Genomic DNA, 17,678 nt, shown 5'->3' on the forward strand with positions numbered 1-17,678 from the left:
AACTAAAGGCATGCAAAAAGCCCGGACCAAATCCATAGGATTGGTCCGGGCTCTTGAGCGCAGTCTTAGACGGTGCGTGCCAAGATTGCCTGCTTTACCTCGGCGATAGCCTTGGTCACCTGGATGCCACGTGGGCATGCTTCGGAGCAGTTGAAGGTGGTGCGGCAGCGCCACACGCCTTCCTTGTCGTTCAGGATCTCCAGACGCATATCGCCGGCATCATCGCGGGAGTCGAAGATGAAGCGGTGTGCGTTCACGATGGCCGCTGGGCCGAAGTACTGACCATCGGTCCAGAACACTGGGCAGGAGCTGGTGCACGCGGCGCACAGGATGCACTTGGTGGTGTCATCGAACTTCGCGTGATCCTCAGCGGACTGGTAGCGTTCCTTGGTTGGCTCGTGGCCCTTGGAGATCAAGAATGGCATGATCTCGCGGTAGGACTGGAAGAACGGTTCCATGTCAACGATGAGGTCCTTTTCAAGGGGCAGGCCCTTGATGGCTTCAACGGTGATCGGCTTGGAAGTATCCAGGTCCTTGAGCAGGGTCTTGCAGGCCAGGCGGTTACGGCCGTTGATGCGCATGGCATCCGAGCCGCAGACGCCGTGGGCGCAGGAACGGCGGAAGGACAGCGAGCCGTCGTGCTCCCACTTGACCTTGTGCAGGGCGTCCAGCACACGGTCGGTGCCGTACATGGTCAGCTTGAAGTCTTCCCAGTAAGCATCGGCGGTAGCTTCTGGAAGGAAGCGACGAACGCGCAGGGTGATGTCGAAGCTTGGGATTTCTCCGCCGCCGCCAACACCTGGCTTCAGCTCGATCTTTGACGCTGGTTCTGGCAGTTCGGTGCTCATTAGTACTTACGCTCCATTGGCTGGTAACGGGTAAAGATGACCGGCTTGGTTTCCATGCGGATACCCCGGATGTCTTCGGTGATCGCATCGGCGTCGCGGAAGGACATCGAGTGCTTCATGAAGTTCTCATCATCACGGTTCGGGAAGTCTTCACGGTAGTGACCGCCGCGCGATTCCTTACGGTGCAGGGCAGCAACGATCATAACCTCGGCCAGATCCAGCAGGAAGCCGAGTTCAACGGCTTCGAGCAGGTCCAGGTTGAAGCGCTTGCCCTTGTCCTGGATGCCGATGTTCTTGTAGCGGGTGCGCAGTTCTTCAACCACACCACGAGCTTCCTTCAAGGTGTTCTCGTCGCGGAATACCTGGACGTTGGCGTCCATGGTCTCCTGCAAGATGGTGCGCAACTCTGCCACGCGCTCGGTGCCGTTGGAATCCAACAGTGCCGAGAGCTGCTCGGTAACAAATGCTTCTGGGTTCTCTGGAAGCTCGACGAACTGCGCGGTCTTAGCGTATTCAGCAGCCGAGATGCCGGCGCGCTTACCGAAGACGTTGATGTCCAGTAGCGAGTTGGTGCCCAGACGGTTCGAACCGTGAACCGAAACGCAAGCAACCTCACCGGCAGCGTATAGACCTGGAACAACGGTGTCGTTGTCCTGCAGGACCTCTGCGTCGATGTTGGTTGGCATGCCACCCATGACGTAGTGAGCGGTCGGGAACACTGGCACCGGCTCGGTGTATGGTTCTACACCCAGGTAGGTACGAGCGAACTCGGTGATGTCCGGAAGCTTCGCATCGATGTGTGCTGGTTCCAGGTGGGTGAGGTCCAACAGGACGTAGTCCTTGTTTGGACCACAACCGCGGCCTTCACGTACTTCGTTGGCCATCGAACGGGCCACGATGTCACGTGGGGCCAGGTCCTTAATGGTTGGAGCGTAACGCTCCATGAAGCGCTCACCTTCGGAGTTACGAAGGATCGCACCTTCACCACGGGCTGCTTCGGAAAGCAGGATGCCCAGGCCAGCAAGGCCGGTTGGGTGGAACTGAACAAATTCCATATCTTCCAGTGGAAGACCCTTACGGAAGGCGATGCCCATGCCGTCACCGGTCAGGGTGTGTGCGTTGGAGGTGGTCTTGAAGACCTTGCCGGCACCACCGGTAGCGAAGATGATCGACTTTGCCTGGAACACGTGCAGTTCGCCGGTGGCCAGGTCGTAGGAAACAACGCCAGCTACACGCTTCTGCTTGTAGGCGGTGCCGTCCTCACGGTAAGCATCCTCTTCAACGGTCAGCAGGTCCAGTACGTAGAACTCGTTGTAGAACTCAACGTTGTGCTTCACGCAGTTTTGGTACAGGGTCTGCAGGATCATGTGACCGGTGCGGTCTGCTGCGTAGCAGGCGCGGCGTACAGCGGCCTTACCGTGGTCGCGGGTGTGACCACCGAAGCGACGCTGGTCGATCTTGCCCTCTGGGGTGCGATTGAAGGGAAGACCCATCTTTTCCAGGTCGAGCACGGCGTCGATGGCTTCCTTGGCCATAACCTCTGCTGCGTCCTGGTCTACCAGGTAGTCGCCACCCTTAACGGTGTCGAAGGTGTGCCATTCCCAGTTGTCTTCTTCGACGTTGGCAAGTGCTGCACACATACCACCCTGGGCTGCACCGGTGTGCGAGCGGGTTGGGTAAAGCTTGGTTAGCACTGCGGTGCGTGCGCGCTGACCGGATTCGATCGCTGCGCGCATACCTGCACCACCGGCACCGACGATGACTACGTCGTACTTATGTACCTGCATTCTTGATGCTCTCTTTTCTAAAAAACTTTTCGGTGGGCTTACAGGCACTGAGCGAGTTCGCTACCAGTGACACAAGGATCGAAGGTGAAGATCACCAGGGAGCCCAGCACGATAATGAAGATTGTGGCTACGTATAGAATGCCCTTGAGCCAAGCACGGGTTGCGTGCTTTTCTGCGTAGTCGTTGATGATGGTGCGCACGCCGTTAGCGCCGTGCAGCATAGCTAGCCACAGTAGGACCAGATCCCAGACGCGCCAGACCAGTGCGGCCCACTTGCCGGCGACAAAGCCGAAGCTGATGCCGGAGATACCTTCGCCGACCATCAGGTTGGTGAACAGGTGACCGAAGATTAGGACGATCAGGACCACGCCGGACAAGCGCATGAATAGCCAAGCAAGCTTCTCGAAGCTGCCGTGCGACTTTGGTCCGCGCTTGTACTTAGGGTCAATGCGCTGGCTGCGTGGAGCAGGAATAGAAACGCTCATGGCTTAGTGGCCTCCCAATGCGATCGACAGGTGACGGATTGTGAAAGCTGCGAGGACGATGACCCAAACGATCAAAACGCCCCAGAGCATCTGGCGCTGGTACTTGGTACCTTGCTTCCAGAAATCCACCAGGATCAGGCGCACACCATTGAACGCGTGGAATAGGATTGCTGCCACCAGACCGACTTCACCAAAAGCCATCCATGGAGTCTGGTAGGTGCTGATGATTGCGTTGTAGGCATTGGCATCAACGCGGACCATTGCCGTGTCGAGTACGTGCACCAGCAAATAAAGAAAAATAGCGACACCGGTGACTCGGTGTCCCACCCAGGACCACATGCCTTCATGGCCGCGGTAAAGGGTGCCTGACGAAGTCTTCGACACTGAACTTAACCTCCAAGGCTCGCAACGGCGCATGTGTATATTGCACACAATGAGATTTGACGCACTTGTGCGAGCGTTCCTTGTGCGAGTCTAAACCACATGACACACCTCAATCTATTTCGTGTCCCATTCCTGTGAGCATGTTCACCGAATAGTGGGAAATATGCGCCAAAAGGCCATTGTTCACCGTGATTACGGCATATTTGGCGTTCGTATTTCCGTACAATGAAAGATGTCAATGGACCGAATTATCCACCGAATGAATTAGTCTGGAATGCGTGAATGCAGACCTATTAGCCAGATTCCACGGCGTGATCCCCGCCGGCGGCGTCGGCACCCGATTGTGGCCGCTCTCCCGGGCTTCGGCTCCCAAATTTTTGCACGACCTGACCGGTTCCGGATCGACGCTGATTCGTGCTACCTATGACCGCCTGGTGCCTTTGGCTGGCGAACGCATTATGGTCGTCACCGGTGGCGCTCACCGTGGTGCAGTGGTCAGTCAGTTGCCTGAGTTGTGCGATGAAGATTTGGTGCTCGAGCCAGAGCCGCGCGACTCAGCGGCGGCCATCGGACTGGCAGCAGCGATCCTGTATCGTCGCGACCCGGATATCATCATGGGTTCCTTTGCTGCCGATCAGGTCATTGAGCCGGTGCAGGTCTTCCAAGACGCCTTGCGTGAAGCGATCCACACTGCCGCGACCGGAAAGATTGTCACCATCGGGATTCATCCGACTCATCCATCCACCGGGTTCGGTTACATCCGCACCGGTGAACTGCTCGATGTCGCACAGGCGCCGAGCGCTCGTGGGGTGGTGGAGTTCGTAGAGAAGCCCGACGAGGACACTGCGCGCAAGTATCTGGCTTCCGGCGGGTTCTTTTGGAACGCCGGAATGTTTGTTGCACCGGTGAGCCTGATGCTTTCGCACCTTGAAGCCAATGAGCCTGCGTTGCACGCCGGGCTGATGAAGATCGCTGACGCGTGGGAGACCGAGTCGCGTGATGAGGTGATGCGCGAAGTTTGGCCTGATCTGCCAAAGATCGCCATTGACTACGCGGTGGCGGAGCCGGCTGCTGCGGCCGGTGATGTTGCGGTGATCCCTGGTGTCTTTAACTGGGATGACGTAGGGGACTTTGCCGCGATCGGCCGATTGAACAAGGCCAGTGCTGAAGAGGGCATCATCAACCTGGGGGATAAGCAGGTGCGCGTGTATGCCGATAATGCTACCGGTGTGGTTTATTCGGATCGCCCGCGAGTGATTGCTCTGGTCGGGATCGAAGATGTGGTGGTGGTTGATACCGCGGATGCATTGTTGGTGACCACCAAGGAGCATGCGCAGAAGGTGAAGCAGACCGTGGAAGCGCTAAAAGCTGACGGAGCCACCGAGGTCCTATAGCGCATCGCGCCAACGGGTCATGCAACGGAAAATCGTTGTATGACCCGTTTTTTATTTGTGTGACCTCGACGCAATTTTAAATGTGATGCGAATTATCCAAGTGCGTATGACCTGATCTTTTGCGTCAAAATCAGCGCCTTTTTGTACCAACCAATTGGCCAAACAGGGACAGTGTGTTGATAGGTTGGAAGACATGACTACGGCCAAGATGAACGACGAGTTATCCAAAACCGAAAGTAGTTCTCCGTCTGGAACGCCACCGCCAGCGGAGAAAACAAGAATCAACAAGGTGGTGTTTTTCGGCTCGGCACTTTCGGTGCTGGCCATTGCCCTCTGGGCGATGCTTGACCGCGAATCGGCGAGCACAGTCATCACCACGACCGTGTCTTGGATTGGTAAAAACTTCGGCTGGTACTACACACTGATTGTGGTTTCCGTGCTGATCTTCGTGGTGGGCATCGCGATCTCCAAGGTGGGTAAGACCCGTCTGGGGCCGGATCATTCACGCCCCACCTTCAACATGTTTACCTGGGCGGCGATGCTCTTCGCCGCCGGCATCGGCATCGATTTGATGTTCTTCTCGGTCTCCGAGCCGGTCACCCAATATCTTGCCCCACCGGCCATCGAAGGCTCCACCGTACAAGCCGCGCGCCAGGCGATGGCCTGGACGCTGTTCCACTACGGACTACTGGGCTGGGGCCTGTACGCACTGATCGGCCTGGCGCTGGGTTACTTCGCCTACCGACACAACCTGCCACTGTCCATCCGCTCGGCCCTCTACCCGATCCTGGGCAAGCGCACCGAAGGCTGGGTAGGTCATACCGTAGATATCGCGGCGATGCTCGGCACCATCTTTGGTATCGCCACCTCACTAGGTATTGGTGTGGCGCAGCTGAACTACGGGCTTCACTTCATGTTCGGCATCCCGGAGAACCGTACCTGGCAGATCGTACTGATCGTCATCGCGGTCATCATGGCCACCATCTCGGTACTGACCGGTGTGGAGAAGGGCATCCGCCGCCTCTCCGAACTGAACGTGCTGCTATGCATCGCGCTGATGCTCTTTATCCTGATCACCGGCTCCACCGCGTACCTCTTTGACGGCATCGTGAACAATATCGGCGACAGCATCTCGATGTTCCCTTCAATGGCGCTCGATACCTTCGCCTACGAGCGGCCAGATGAATGGCTGAACGGCTGGACGCTGTTCTTCTGGGCATGGTGGATCGCCTGGGCACCATTTGTTGGTTTGTTCCTGGCGCGTATTTCACGTGGCCGCACTATTCGTCAGTTTGTTGTTGCCGTGCTGGTGGTTCCATTTGCTTTCATCCTGCTGTGGATCTCGATCTTCGGTAACAGTGCACTGGAACTAGTCCGCTCGGGCAATACCGCTTTTGGCGAGGTCGCGATGAATACCCCGGAGCGGGCGTTCTACTCACTGTTAGAGCAGATGCCTTTTGCCCCGGTCACCGCGGCGATCGCCACCTTCACCGGCCTGCTGTTCTATGTCACCAGTGCCGACTCCGGCGCGCTGGTGATGGCCAACTTCACCTCGCACCTCAAAGACCCACAGTCCGATGGCTCCAAGCCGGTCCGTCTGTTCTGGTCTTTGGCCACGGGCCTGCTGACCTTAGGCATGCTCTTTGTTGACGGGGTGCCCACCTTGCAGGGCGCCACGGTGATTATGGGTCTGCCGTTCTCCTTTGTGCTGGTGCTGATTATGCTGGGCTTATTCAAGTCCCTGCGCATGGAAAACGCGCTGGCTGACAGTTACCGGAACAATATGCACAAGGTCCTGACCAGCCGCATGGGATCCACCTCAGACCGGCGTAACTGGAAGCAGCGCATGACCCGTGCGATGACCTACCCGGGGCGTAAAGCCACCAAACGGTTCTTGGCTGAGACGGCACTGCCGGCACTGCAAGAGGTCAGTGAAGAATTCACCGTACGTGGTGCCGAGGTGAACCTGGAGATCGAGAAGGTTGAGCACCTGAACCTAAACTCGCTGGATTTGGTGGTCGCCAACGGTGAAGAACGTCCCTTCAAATATCAGGTGTACCCGGTGCAACTGCCGATTCCGAGCTTCGCTCGCGTCTCCTCCGAGACGAACGTGTACTACCGCGTTGAGGTCTTCTCGCAGGAAGGCAGTCACGGCTATGACCTGATGGGACTGACCAAAGAACAGCTGATCTGCGACGTGCTCGACCAGTACGAGGCGCACTTGGTCTTCCTCGAAGCACAGACCGAGCTCGCTGCACCAAGCCAGATCAACGCCAGTGGGGCCTCGAAAACTCACTGGGAAACAGATTTTGAAACGACCCCGAAAGAAGAGGAAGTATGAGCTTTCCAAGCAACCAGAATCCGCGCCTGAACAGCGGGGAAACACTCTTTATCAACGGTGCTTTTGAAGCCGCCAGCAGTGGTGCCACGCGCACCATCAAATGCCCGGCTAACCAGATTGCGGTAGCCACCGTCTCCGAAGCGGCCCAAGAAGATTCCGAGCGCGCCATCAAAGCCGCCCGCGAGTCCTTCGACTCAGGTGTCTGGTCTCAGGTTCCGGCGCCACAGCGCGGAGAGTTCCTGCTGAAGGTCGCGGACAAGCTGGTAGAGCGCAAAGACGAATTTGCGCTGGCTGAAACCCTAGATACCGGCAAGCGCTTGGTGGAATCCGAAATTGATATGGACGACATCACCGCCTGCTTCCGTTACTTCGGCAAGCTCGCCGGTCAGGACGCCGGACGTCTCGTTGATGCAGGGGATGCCAATGTGCTCAGCCGGATCGCCTACGAACCGGTGGGCGTGGCCGCCATGATCACCCCATGGAACTACCCACTGCTACAGGCGGCGTGGAAGATCGCCCCGGCGCTAGCTGCGGGCTGCTCCTTTGTGCTCAAGCCAGCAGAGCTCAGCCCCTCCACCGCCATCTTGATGATGGAGATCCTCGACGAGCTCGGCCTACCTGCGGGCGTGGCCAACCTAGTCACCGGTACCGGCGCCGACGCCGGAGCGATTCTCTCTGAACACCGCGATGTGGACCTGGTCTCCTTCACCGGTGGTCTGGTCACCGGACGCAAGGTGGCCGCGGCCGCGGCCGGCACGGTGAAAAAGGTAGCGCTGGAACTTGGCGGTAAGAACCCGAACGTGATCTTCGCCGACGCAGACTTTGACGCCGCGGTAGACAACGCACTGAACGCGGCCTTTGTACACTCCGGACAGGTGTGCTCGGCCGGTGCCCGACTGGTCGTTGAAGAGTCGATCGCAGAAAAGTTTGTTGACGAGCTGGTGCGTCGCACCAAGAACATCAAGATCGGCGGCCCCTTCGATGAGCAGGCCGAAACCGGCGCACTCATTTCTGAGGATCACCTGGCCAAGGTGGATGCCTATGTTCAGGCAGGCATCGCTGAAGGTGTGCGCGTACGCTGCGGTGGTCGTCGAGCCAGCGCAGAAGATGGTGCAGGACTTGAAGCCGGAAGCTTCTACCTACCCACCGTGCTGGATCAGGTGAAGCGAGGCATGTCGGTCGTTATTGATGAGGCCTTCGGCCCGGTAGTGACCGTGGAAACCTTCAGCACCGAAGAAGAAGCGGTGGCCATCGCCAATGACACTGACTACGGTCTGGCTGGCGCGGTGTGGTCTCAGGACGCCTCCAAGACTCAGCGCATTGCCGCCAAATTGCGCCACGGCACCATTTGGATCAACGACTTCCACCCCTACCTGCCACAGGCAGAATGGGGCGGATTTGGTCAGTCGGGGGTAGGCCGCGAACTGGGCCCCACCGGACTAGGCGAATACCAAGAAGCAAAGCATATTTACCAGAACCTGGCACCGCAGGTCACCGGATGGTTTAAGTAAGGAGCACTATGAAGCAGGAATTCGATTACATCGTTATCGGCGGCGGCTCCGCAGGAGCAGCCGTGGCAGCACGACTGAGCGAAGACCCCAGTGTTGAGGTTGCGCTGGTAGAAGCTGGCCCAGATGATCGCAACTATGATGAGGTGCTCCAGCTGGACCGCTGGATGGAACTGCTCGAATCCGGCCTCGACTGGGACTACCCAATTGAAGAGCAGGAAAACGGCAACTCGTTCATGCGCCACGCCCGCGCCAAAGTCATGGGTGGTTGCTCCAGCCATAACTCGTGCATCGCCTTCTGGGCGCCACGCGAAGACATCGACGAGTGGGAATCCAAGTTCGGCGCCACCGGCTGGAACTCAGATATGGCCTACCGCCTGTACAAGAAGTTGGAAACCAACCAAGACGCTGGCCCTGACGCTCCGCACCACGGGGATAGCGGCCCAGTGAAGCTCATGAACGTGCCGGCCAATGATCCTTGCGGTGTGGCACTGCTGGATGCTTGTGAGCAGGCCGGGATTCCTCGCGCCAAGTTCAACAACAACCAGACGGTCATCAACGGGGCCAACTTCTTCCAGATCAACCGCCGCGAAGACGGAACCCGTTCCTCCTCCTCGGTCTCCTATATCCACCCGATCTTGGAACGCGAGAACTTCACGGTCCTGACCGGGTTGCAGGCCAAGAAGCTGAACTTTGATGAGAACAAGAACTGCACCGGCGTGGATGTAGCTAACGGAGCGTTTGGCCGCACCACCACGTTGAGCGCTCGCCGTGAGGTTGTGCTCAGCGCCGGCGCCATTGACTCGCCGAAGCTGTTGATGCTCTCGGGCATTGGCCCGGCCGAGCACCTGAAGTCCGTCGGTGTTGAGGTGCTGGTTGATGCGCCGGGCGTTGGCGAACACCTGCAGGATCACCCAGAAGGTGTGATCCAGTGGGAAGCGAAGCAGCCTATGCCAGAAACTTCTACCCAGTGGTGGGAGATCGGCATCTTCACCCCGACTGAAGAAGGCTTGGACCGTCCGGATCTGATGATGCACTACGGTTCGGTGCCTTTTGATATGCACACCCTGCGTCAGGGCTATCCAACCGGGGAGAACACTTTCTGCCTGACCCCGAACGTCACCCACGCCAAGTCGCGCGGTACCGTTCGACTACGCAGCAGCGACTTCCGTGACAAGCCAAAGGTGGATCCTCGCTACTTCACCGATGAGCAGGGTCATGATGCCCGCGTGATGATTGCCGGTATCCGCAAGGCGCGCGACATTGTTGCCCAGTCGCCGATGGCACAGTGGGCCGGCGAAGAGCAGTTCCCGGGCCAGCAGACGCAGAGCGATGAGGAAATCTTCGACTACATCAAGCGCACCCACAACACCGTGTACCACCCAGCGGGAACCGTGCGCATGGGTGCTGTGGAAGATGACATGAGCCCACTTGATCCTCAGCTGAAGGTTAAGGGCGTGAGTGGTCTGCGTGTAGCAGATGCCTCGGTGATGCCCGAATTGGTCACTGTGAATCCGAACATCACCGTGATGATGATCGGTGAGCGTTGTGCCGAGCTGATCCGCGAAAGCTAGGGGAAAAATCCAAGGTGGTGCCTATCGGTAGACCGGTGGGTGCCACCTTTTTTCTGGCCTGAACTGTTTCGCGTGATGGCCAAACATTACGAAAAAATGTTAACTGCGGCTGTTGGACGAGTATGTTCGAAGGGTGTCCACCGTGAATGATTATGACAATGTTGCTTCCGTCAGTGCCTTCACCCTGCCGTTAATCGATCAGCTGATCGCATTTCGGCGGGAACTGCACCGTAATCCGGAACTGTCCTTCGCGGAGCACCAAACCACTGAACGCATCCTCGAAGCGCTGCGCGCTGCCGGGCTTGAGCCACAGCCAATGGAAGCCACGGGTGCCTTTGTTGACATTGGTCAAGGCCCGATCAGAATCGCCTTCCGCGCTGATATCGATGCCTTGCCGGTGGTTGAAGAAACCAACCTTGACTACGCTTCGCTGGTTGAAGGAGTGGCTCACGCCTGTGGACACGACATTCATACCACCGTCATGCTCGGCGTGGCCCTTTCCCTAGCCAAGCTCGAGAAGCAGGGACAGCTTCAGGGCCGGGTCCGTGTCATTTTCCAACCAGCTGAAGAGAAGCTCCCCGGCGGGGCCCTGTCGGTAATCGAACAAGGACTGCTTGACGAGGTTCCACGCGTGCTGGCCCTGCACTGTGATCCACGCATTGATGCGGGCCATATCGGTACGCGCATCGGTGCGATTACCTCTGCAAGCGACACCATCCGCATTGAGGTCAACGGTCGCGGGGGACATACTTCGCGCCCGCATCTGACCGAAGACATCGTTTTTGCGATGAGCCAGATAGCCACCCAGGTCCCGGCCGTGCTGGGGCGCAAGGTTGATGTTCGCTCTGCCGTCTCCGTAGTTTGGGGCCAGATCCATGCCGGCAGTGCACCGAATGCGATTCCTGCCACCGGTTACTTGGCAGGCACCATGCGCTGTCTGGATGGGGATATTTGGTACGAAGCGGGCGAGCTGTTGGATAACGCAGTTCGTCAGGTAGCCGCCCCTTATGGTGTGGAGATCAAACTGCAGCACACTCGTGGTGTTCCTCCGGTGGTTAACGCCCCGGCTGAAACCGCATTGATTGAAGAAGCTGCTCGCCGCGAGTTTGGCGCAGATGCCATCGAGCTGACCCCGCAGTCCATGGGCGGGGAAGATTTCGCGTGGATGACCCAGAAAGTTCCCGGGGCCATGTTGCGTCTAGGGACGCGCACCCCAGGCGGTAAGACCTACGACCTGCATCGCGGGGACTACATTCCCGACGAATCATGCATTGGCGTCGGTGTGCGTATCATGACGGCGGCTGCCGTGCAGGCCGTTCGAGAGGCTAACGCCAAGTAGTACGTTGGTCACAGTTGGCACAAAACTTTTTAACAACTCTTTGACAGTTTGTGAAATCACTCAGTGACTTGGGCGTTGACGTTAAGCGCTTGCCGTTTTGAAGCCACTTAGTTATCTGTTTGTAATCTTTGTCGTCTTTACCTGTGACATATCTCCGATAGGCTATGGAAACGATGGGAATGCTACGGCATTTGGGGCGTTCGAATCAGTCCTGGATTGAGGCTGGTTAACCTGGGCGACTGGTGTCTTTCATCCCCTACGATCTCGCACCGACTTTGGAGGAACTAATGCGCTTCGTTTCGCGCAAGACCGGCGTGGCTGCAGCTATGCTCGGCATTTCGGCATTGGCACTGAGCGCCTGCGGCGCTGCACCGGAAGAGTCCAGCTCAGCTGGCAAGTACCCGGACTACGTTGGCTGCATCGTTTCCGACTCCGGTGGATTCGATGACCAGTCCTTCAATGAGTCCTCGTACCGCGGCCTGAAGAACGCCGAAAAGGACCTCGGCATCAAGACTCGCGAGGCCGAGTCGAAGACCAACGCCGATTTCGCTACCAACCTCCAAGGCATGACGAGCGCTGGCTGCAACCTAACCGTCACTGTGGGCTACTTGCTAGGCGATGCGACCGCTGATGCCGCAGCCAAGAACCCAGATAGCAACTTCGCGATTGTGGATTTCCAGCACAAGGATCCAATCGAGAACGTGAAGCCGATCATTTACAACACCGCTCAAGCGGCCTACCTAGCTGGCTATGCTGCAGCTGCGGCGTCTGAGACCGGTACGGTTGCAACCTTCGGTGGCATCAAGATCCCTACCGTCACCATTTTCATGGACGGCTTCGCTGACGGTGTTGCCAAGTTCAACGAGGACAAGGGCGAGAACGTCAAGCTTCTTGGCTGGGACAAGAAGAAACAAGACGGTACCTTCTCCGGCGACTTCGAGAAGCAGGATAAGGGCAAGCAGATCACCAAGAACTTCATCTCTGCTGGTGCAGATGTGATCATGCCTGTTGCTGGCCCAGTGGGCAAGGGCGCTGGCGCTGCAGTGGCAGAAGCTAACAAGGGCGGAGAAGAAGCCAAACTTATCTGGGTTGACTCCGATGGCTACTTGACTGCACCTGACTACAAGAAATTCATGCTGACATCGGTCGTAAAGACCATGGACAATGCTGTTGAAGACGTGATCAAGGCCGACGCTGAGGGTAACTTCGACGCCACTCCATACGTCGGCACCTTGGAAAACGAAGGTGTCGCGCTGGCACCATTCCACGATTTCGATTCAAGCATCGGCGAGGACACCAAGAAGGAGATCGAAGCCCTGAAGGAGCAGATCATCTCGGGTGACCTGAAGGTCGAATCTGCTGCAAGCCCAAAGTAGGCTTTGACAACTAAACCATTCAGCGCGTCACTGCTCGCCGTTGCACGGCGAGTCGGTGACGCGCTTTATGACTGCCTAGAGACCATAGCGGTGTTCGGGCTAAACTACCTCGCAAACGAACTATGAAGATGGTGGAATCGTGAAACTCGAACTACGGGGAATCTCGAAAGCCTTCGGTTCTTTCTACGCCAATAAAAATATTGACCTTATGGTCGATGACGCCCAGATTCATTGTCTGCTCGGCGAAAACGGTGCTGGAAAATCCACGCTTATGAACGTGCTCTACGGTCTGTACCAGCCGACCGAGGGCGAAATCCTGCTTGATGGAAAACCTGTCGAGTTCTCTGGCCCAGGCGATGCCATGGCCGCCGGTATCGGCATGGTGCACCAGCACTTCATGCTCGTTCCGGTGTTCACCGTGGCTGAAAATATTGCTTTGGGCGCCGAAACCACCAAAGCCGGCGGTGTGCTGGACCTTCAGGACACCCGCAAGAAGATCCGTGAAATCTCAGATCGTTACAGTTTTGATGTTGATCCGGACGCGATTGTCGAAGACCTGCCCGTTGGTGTGCAGCAGCGTGTAGAAATCATCAAGGCCTTGGTACGCGAGGCCAAGATCTTGATCCTTGACGAGCCAACCGCAGTGTTGACTCCGCAGGAAACTGACGAGCTGCTGGAAATTATGCGCCAGCTCAAGGCCAACGGCACTTCCATCGTCTTTATCTCCCACAAGCTGCGTGAGGTACGCGCTGTCTCCGATGTCATTACCGTGATCCGCCGTGGTGAAGTTATTGATTCAGTCTCCCCGGAATCCTCGACCACCGAGCTGGCTAACCTGATGGTAGGCCGCGCCGTGGAACTGAATCTGAACAAGGCTCCCGCCACACCTGGCGATGCAGTATTGCAGGTCAAGGATCTGACGGTTGTTGATCCTGCCGGTACGACGACGCTGAACTCGGTCACTTTCGATATCCACGAAGGTGAGATTCTCGCCGTGGCCGGTGTGCAGGGCAACGGTCAAACCGAACTTACCGAAGCCATCCTCGGAACCCAACCGGTGACCGCAGGTTCGGTCAAGCTGGCTGGCGAAGAATTGGTCGGCAAATCGGTCAAACAGGTTCTACGCTCCGGCCTCGGTTTTGTCCCCGAAGACCGCTCGGTGCACGGCCTGGTGACTGAATTCTCCATTGAAGAGAACTTGGTGCTTGACCTGTATGACCGAGCCCCGTTTGGTAAAGGTATCTCGATGAACCTGGATGCCATCAAAAAGAATGCAACCGCGCAGATCAAAGACTTTGACGTGCGCACCGATAACCCGCTGAACCCAGCTTCCAGCCTTTCGGGCGGTAACCAGCAGAAGGTCGTGATGGCTCGCGAGCTCTCCCGCGATTTGAAGCTGTTCATTGCCTCCCAGCCAACTCGTGGCGTGGACGTGGGTTCCATTGAATTCCTGCACCGCCGCATTGTCGCCGAGCGCGACAAAGGCACACCGGTGATGATTGTCTCTACCGAGCTGGACGAGGTTATGGAGCTAGCTGACCGCATTGCGGTGCTCTATAAGGGCAGGATCAACGGCATTGTTCCAGGCAATACATCGCGAGAGGTCCTTGGCCTGATGATGGCCGGGGTCAGCGCCGAAGAAGCCGCAGAACAAGCAGAATTTACTAAGTCAGATAATGAGCCCGTGGAAGCAGCACCGGCTGGCGAGCGAAGCGAGAACCAGGAAGGAGAAGGCCAGTGAGCGAAACTAAAGCACCGGTTGTTCCCGATTCCGAGAAACCGGGCAACGACCTGCTCAAGCAAATCACCCAAGGCCCGGGCCTCGTCTCGGTGCTCGGCGTGATCGTTGCGCTAGTAATCGGCGGCCTGCTGATCGCCATCACCGATGAGAAAGTCGCCCAAACCGCCGGGTACTTCTTCGCCCGTCCTACAGACTTCCTCTCCGAGCTGTGGCGCGCGGCTACCGAAAGCTATGTCGCACTGTTCAACGGCGCGATCTACAACTCGGCCCAAGGCTTCAAACCTTTCTTGGAAACCCTGACCGTTTCCACCCCGCTGATCTGTGCAGGTCTCGGCGTCGCTGTGGCCTTCCGCGCTGGGTTGTTCAACATCGGTGCTCAGGGTCAGATCATCATCGGTTCAGTACTGGCCGCCTACGTTGGTTTTGCTTGGCACCTGCCACTGGGCCTACACCTGCTGCTGGTTATCGTCTTCGGCCTGATCGGTGGCGCTATCTGGGGCGGTCTGGTGGGTCTGCTCAAGGCTAAAACCGGCGCGCACGAAGTGATCCTGACGATCATGTTCAACTACGTGGCCGTGTACTTCATCGACTTCCTGATGAACACCCAAGCCTTCCGTCGTCCGGGCGGAACCAACCCCATTTCCCCGATTCTTGACTCGACAGCAGTCTTCCCGTCCATCCCCGGATCCCGTTTGCACCTGGGTTTCGTGATGGCAGTTTTGCTGGTCATCTTCGTTTCCTGGATGTTCAAGCGTTCCACCGTGGGCTTTGAGTTCCGCGCAGTGGGTCACAACCCGGAAGCTGCAAAGACTGCAGGCATCAACGTTGCTCGAAGCACCATTATTGCGATGGCAATGGCCGGCGCTTTGGCTGGTGCTGCCGGTGTAGCCCAGGTGGCTGGTACCGAGAAGGTACTCACCAGTGGTATCGCTGGTTCCTTGGGCTTCGATGCGATCACCGTGGCCCTGTTGGGCCGTTCCACTCCGTGGGGCACCTTCTTCGCTGGTCTGCTCTTCGGCGCGTTCCAGGCCGGTGCGGTGAATATGCAGATCACCACCGGTACCCCAATTGACATTGTTTCTGTGGTGCAGTCCCTGATCGTTCTGTTCATCGCTGCTCCACCACTGGTCAAGGCGATCTTCGGCATGAACCGCAAGAAGAAGCGCAATGCAAAGCTCGAAACTACCCAGGCAGGTGCCAAGTGACCGCTTCTACCTTGCAACCGGCAATCAACGTATTGCCCAGTAAGAAGACTCCAATCATCTTGTCAGCAATTGCTGTCATCGTGTTCTTCTGCTTTGGACTGCTGGGCAATAGCGACAGCGCACATTTCCAGCTCAACAGTGCTGGTGATGCCTTTAAGCTTCCAGAGCTTGTCTTCCCCGGAAAGGCCAGCAACATCGTCATCGGTTTGCTGCTGATCGGCCTGGCCGTCTACTCATGGCTGCAACGCAAGAAGAGCAAGTTGGTGGCAACCTGGATGATCGCCATTGCCGCGGTTCTCTTTGTCCTCTCCTTCTTGATCTGGGTTGTCTCAGGCGCGGACATCACCACGATTTCACTGGCTAGCCTGCTCGCCGGTGCCGTCGTTTTGGCAGTGCCACTGGTCTTCGGCTCACTCTCGGGCGTACTGTGCGAACGCGCCGGCGTAGTCAACATTGCGATTGAAGGTCAGTTGCTGGGCGGTGCCTTTACCGCAGCGCTGGTCTCCTCGCTGACTAAAAACGCTTTCGCGGGTCTGATTGCCGCCGGTATTGCCGGCGCGTTGGTATCGCTGATTCTGGCGCTGTTCTCCATCAAGTACGTGGTCAACCAGATCATTGTCGGTGTGGTGCTCAACGTTTTGGTTTCCGGTATCACCGGCTTCCTCTTCACCACCGTGATGCAGGAAGATCCAGAACTATACAACAAGCCAGTTCACCTGCCAGTGATCGATATTCCAGGCCTGTCAGCCATCCCTGTGATCGGCCCAATTCTGTTCAAGCAGTCGGTCATCGGCTACCTGATGTACCTGGCAGTATTCATCGTTTGGTTCGGTTTGTTCAAGACCAAATGGGGACTGCGCGTGCGCGCCGTGGGTGAGCACCCGAAGGCCGCAGACACCTTGGGCATCAAGGTGAACCGCACCCGATTCTGGAACGTAACCCTGGGCGGAATTGTCGCTGGTATTGGTGGCTCCTTCTTCACCCTGGTGGCCATTGACTCCTTCACCAAGGAAATCTCCGGCGGTCGCGGCTTCATCGCCCTGGCTGCAGTGATCTTTGGTCGCTGGAACCCGATCGGCGCTTTCTTGGCTGCATTGCTCTTCGGCTTTGCCGATAACCTGCAGGTCATCTTGACCATCATTGGTACTCCGGTGCCGAGCCAGTTCATGGCCATGATGCCTTACCTAGTCACCATCTTCGCAGTGGCTGGTCTGGTGGGACGCTCTCGCGGACCAGCGGCAGCCGGCGAACCGTACGTGAAGGAATAACCGGTACATATGACTACCAACACCGCGCCGTGGTCGCAGCTTGAAGCTGCTGCCGCGGCCGCGCTGTCTAAAGCCTATGCACCCTACTCGAAGTTCCGGGTAGGGTCCGCGGCTCTGACCAGCGACGGTCGCACCATCTCCGGCTGCAATGTCGAAAACGCCGCCTACGGTGTCACCCTGTGCGCTGAATGCGCCATGGTCGGAGAACTCTTCGCCACCGGCGGAGGCACCTTGGAATACTTTGTGTGCTTCGGGCAGCTCGAAGAGAACGCACTGGAGCTCATCACCCCCTGCGGGCGCTGTCGCCAAATCCTCTTTGAACACCGTGGAGCAGACCTGAGAATCAAAACCGCTCGCGGCATCGTGGGGATCGAAGATCTCTTGCCCGATGCCTTTGGCCCACAAAACCTCAACGTTTAGTAACGAGC

At 57.4% G+C, this 17,678-nt stretch carries 14 protein-coding genes; 10 read left to right on the top strand and 4 right to left on the bottom strand.

The features are described 5' to 3' along the window. Nucleotides 1-65: 65 nt before the first annotated feature. From FJV47_RS14575 to sdhC, 4 genes are read right to left on the bottom strand one after another with little or no spacing between them, the layout of a single operon-like run. The gene (locus FJV47_RS14575) at nucleotides 66-848 is read right to left on the bottom strand and encodes a succinate dehydrogenase iron-sulfur subunit (RefSeq protein ID WP_159614245.1); all 783 of its coding nucleotides are present in this window, start codon (nucleotides 846-848) and stop codon (nucleotides 66-68) included. Then, complete coding sequence (sdhA, locus tag FJV47_RS14580; protein ID WP_159614247.1) at nucleotides 848-2,635, bottom strand: succinate dehydrogenase flavoprotein subunit; 1,788 nt, start codon at nucleotides 2,633-2,635, stop codon at nucleotides 848-850. The genes FJV47_RS14575 and sdhA overlap by 1 nt, the downstream gene beginning before the upstream one ends. A 38-nt stretch (nucleotides 2,636-2,673) precedes the next feature. Then, nucleotides 2,674-3,120: a succinate dehydrogenase hydrophobic membrane anchor subunit gene (locus FJV47_RS14585; RefSeq protein ID WP_159614249.1), complete on the bottom strand. Its 447-nt coding sequence runs from the start codon at nucleotides 3,118-3,120 to the stop codon at nucleotides 2,674-2,676. Between the two features lie 3 nt (nucleotides 3,121-3,123). Next, nucleotides 3,124-3,504 (bottom strand): succinate dehydrogenase, cytochrome b556 subunit, encoded by a 381-nt coding sequence (sdhC, locus tag FJV47_RS14590; protein ID WP_159614251.1) that lies wholly within the window; start codon nucleotides 3,502-3,504, stop codon nucleotides 3,124-3,126. A 278-nt stretch (nucleotides 3,505-3,782) separates the two neighbouring features. Here sdhC and FJV47_RS14595 point away from each other — a divergent pair, with 278 nt between their 5' ends. The 10 genes from FJV47_RS14595 to FJV47_RS14640 all read left to right on the top strand — a co-directional run bounded on the left by FJV47_RS14595 (nucleotide 3,783) and on the right by FJV47_RS14640 (nucleotide 17,670). Further along, nucleotides 3,783-4,898 carry a mannose-1-phosphate guanylyltransferase gene (locus FJV47_RS14595; RefSeq protein ID WP_159614253.1) on the top strand — a complete coding sequence of 372 codons (1,116 nt, stop codon included), beginning with the start codon at nucleotides 3,783-3,785 and terminating at the stop codon, nucleotides 4,896-4,898. Nucleotides 4,899-5,091: 193 nt separating this feature from the next. Further along, nucleotides 5,092-7,239: a choline BCCT transporter BetT gene (gene betT / locus FJV47_RS14600; RefSeq protein WP_159614256.1), complete on the top strand. Its 2,148-nt coding sequence runs from the start codon at nucleotides 5,092-5,094 to the stop codon at nucleotides 7,237-7,239. Next, complete coding sequence (locus tag FJV47_RS14605; RefSeq protein ID WP_159614258.1) at nucleotides 7,236-8,750, top strand: aldehyde dehydrogenase family protein; 1,515 nt, start codon at nucleotides 7,236-7,238, stop codon at nucleotides 8,748-8,750. The genes betT and FJV47_RS14605 overlap by 4 nt, the downstream gene beginning before the upstream one ends. Before the next feature lie 8 nt (nucleotides 8,751-8,758). Further along, entirely contained in the window at nucleotides 8,759-10,321 is a 1,563-nt protein-coding gene (locus tag FJV47_RS14610; RefSeq protein WP_159614260.1) for a GMC family oxidoreductase, read from the top strand. A gap of 142 nt (nucleotides 10,322-10,463) precedes the next feature. Beyond that, nucleotides 10,464-11,660, top strand: a complete 1,197-nt coding sequence (locus FJV47_RS14615) for an amidohydrolase (RefSeq protein ID WP_159614262.1) — start codon at nucleotides 10,464-10,466, stop codon at nucleotides 11,658-11,660. A 287-nt stretch (nucleotides 11,661-11,947) separates the two neighbouring features. Next, nucleotides 11,948-13,036, top strand: coding sequence for a BMP family protein (locus FJV47_RS14620; protein ID WP_159614881.1), 1,089 nt, complete (start codon nucleotides 11,948-11,950; stop codon nucleotides 13,034-13,036). Nucleotides 13,037-13,175: 139 nt separating this feature from the next. Further along, the gene (locus FJV47_RS14625; protein ID WP_159614264.1) at nucleotides 13,176-14,777 is read left to right on the top strand and encodes an ABC transporter ATP-binding protein; all 1,602 of its coding nucleotides are present in this window, start codon (nucleotides 13,176-13,178) and stop codon (nucleotides 14,775-14,777) included. Next, on the top strand, nucleotides 14,774-15,982 hold the full coding sequence (locus FJV47_RS14630; protein WP_159614266.1) for an ABC transporter permease: 1,209 nt from the start codon (nucleotides 14,774-14,776) through the stop codon (nucleotides 15,980-15,982). The genes FJV47_RS14625 and FJV47_RS14630 overlap by 4 nt, the downstream gene beginning before the upstream one ends. Next, complete coding sequence (locus FJV47_RS14635; RefSeq protein ID WP_159614268.1) at nucleotides 15,979-17,250, top strand: ABC transporter permease; 1,272 nt, start codon at nucleotides 15,979-15,981, stop codon at nucleotides 17,248-17,250. Before FJV47_RS14630 ends, FJV47_RS14635 begins: the two co-directional genes overlap by 4 nt. A 9-nt stretch (nucleotides 17,251-17,259) precedes the next feature. Beyond that, nucleotides 17,260-17,670, top strand: coding sequence for a cytidine deaminase (locus FJV47_RS14640; RefSeq protein ID WP_159614271.1), 411 nt, complete (start codon nucleotides 17,260-17,262; stop codon nucleotides 17,668-17,670). Nucleotides 17,671-17,678: the final 8 nt, after the last annotated feature.

This window comes from Glutamicibacter sp. JC586, from assembly GCF_009805585.1.
Classification (GTDB): Bacteria; Actinomycetota; Actinomycetes; order Actinomycetales; family Micrococcaceae; genus Glutamicibacter.

Bases quoted from the DNA above. Each gene is read 5' to 3' on its own strand.
- FJV47_RS14575 (WP_159614245.1), bottom strand. From the start codon at position 848: ATGAGCACCGAACTGCCAGAACCAGCGTCAAAGATCGAGCTGAAGCCA.
- sdhA (WP_159614247.1), bottom strand. From the start codon at position 2,635: ATGCAGGTACATAAGTACGACGTAGTCATCGTCGGTGCCGGTGGTGCA.
- FJV47_RS14585 (WP_159614249.1), bottom strand. From the start codon at position 3,120: ATGAGCGTTTCTATTCCTGCTCCACGCAGCCAGCGCATTGACCCTAAG.
- betT (WP_159614256.1), top strand. From the start codon at position 5,092: ATGACTACGGCCAAGATGAACGACGAGTTATCCAAAACCGAAAGTAGT.
- FJV47_RS14605 (WP_159614258.1), top strand. From the start codon at position 7,236: ATGAGCTTTCCAAGCAACCAGAATCCGCGCCTGAACAGCGGGGAAACA.
- FJV47_RS14610 (WP_159614260.1), top strand. From the start codon at position 8,759: ATGAAGCAGGAATTCGATTACATCGTTATCGGCGGCGGCTCCGCAGGA.
- FJV47_RS14620 (WP_159614881.1), top strand. From the start codon at position 11,948: ATGCGCTTCGTTTCGCGCAAGACCGGCGTGGCTGCAGCTATGCTCGGC.
- FJV47_RS14640 (WP_159614271.1), top strand. From the start codon at position 17,260: ATGACTACCAACACCGCGCCGTGGTCGCAGCTTGAAGCTGCTGCCGCG.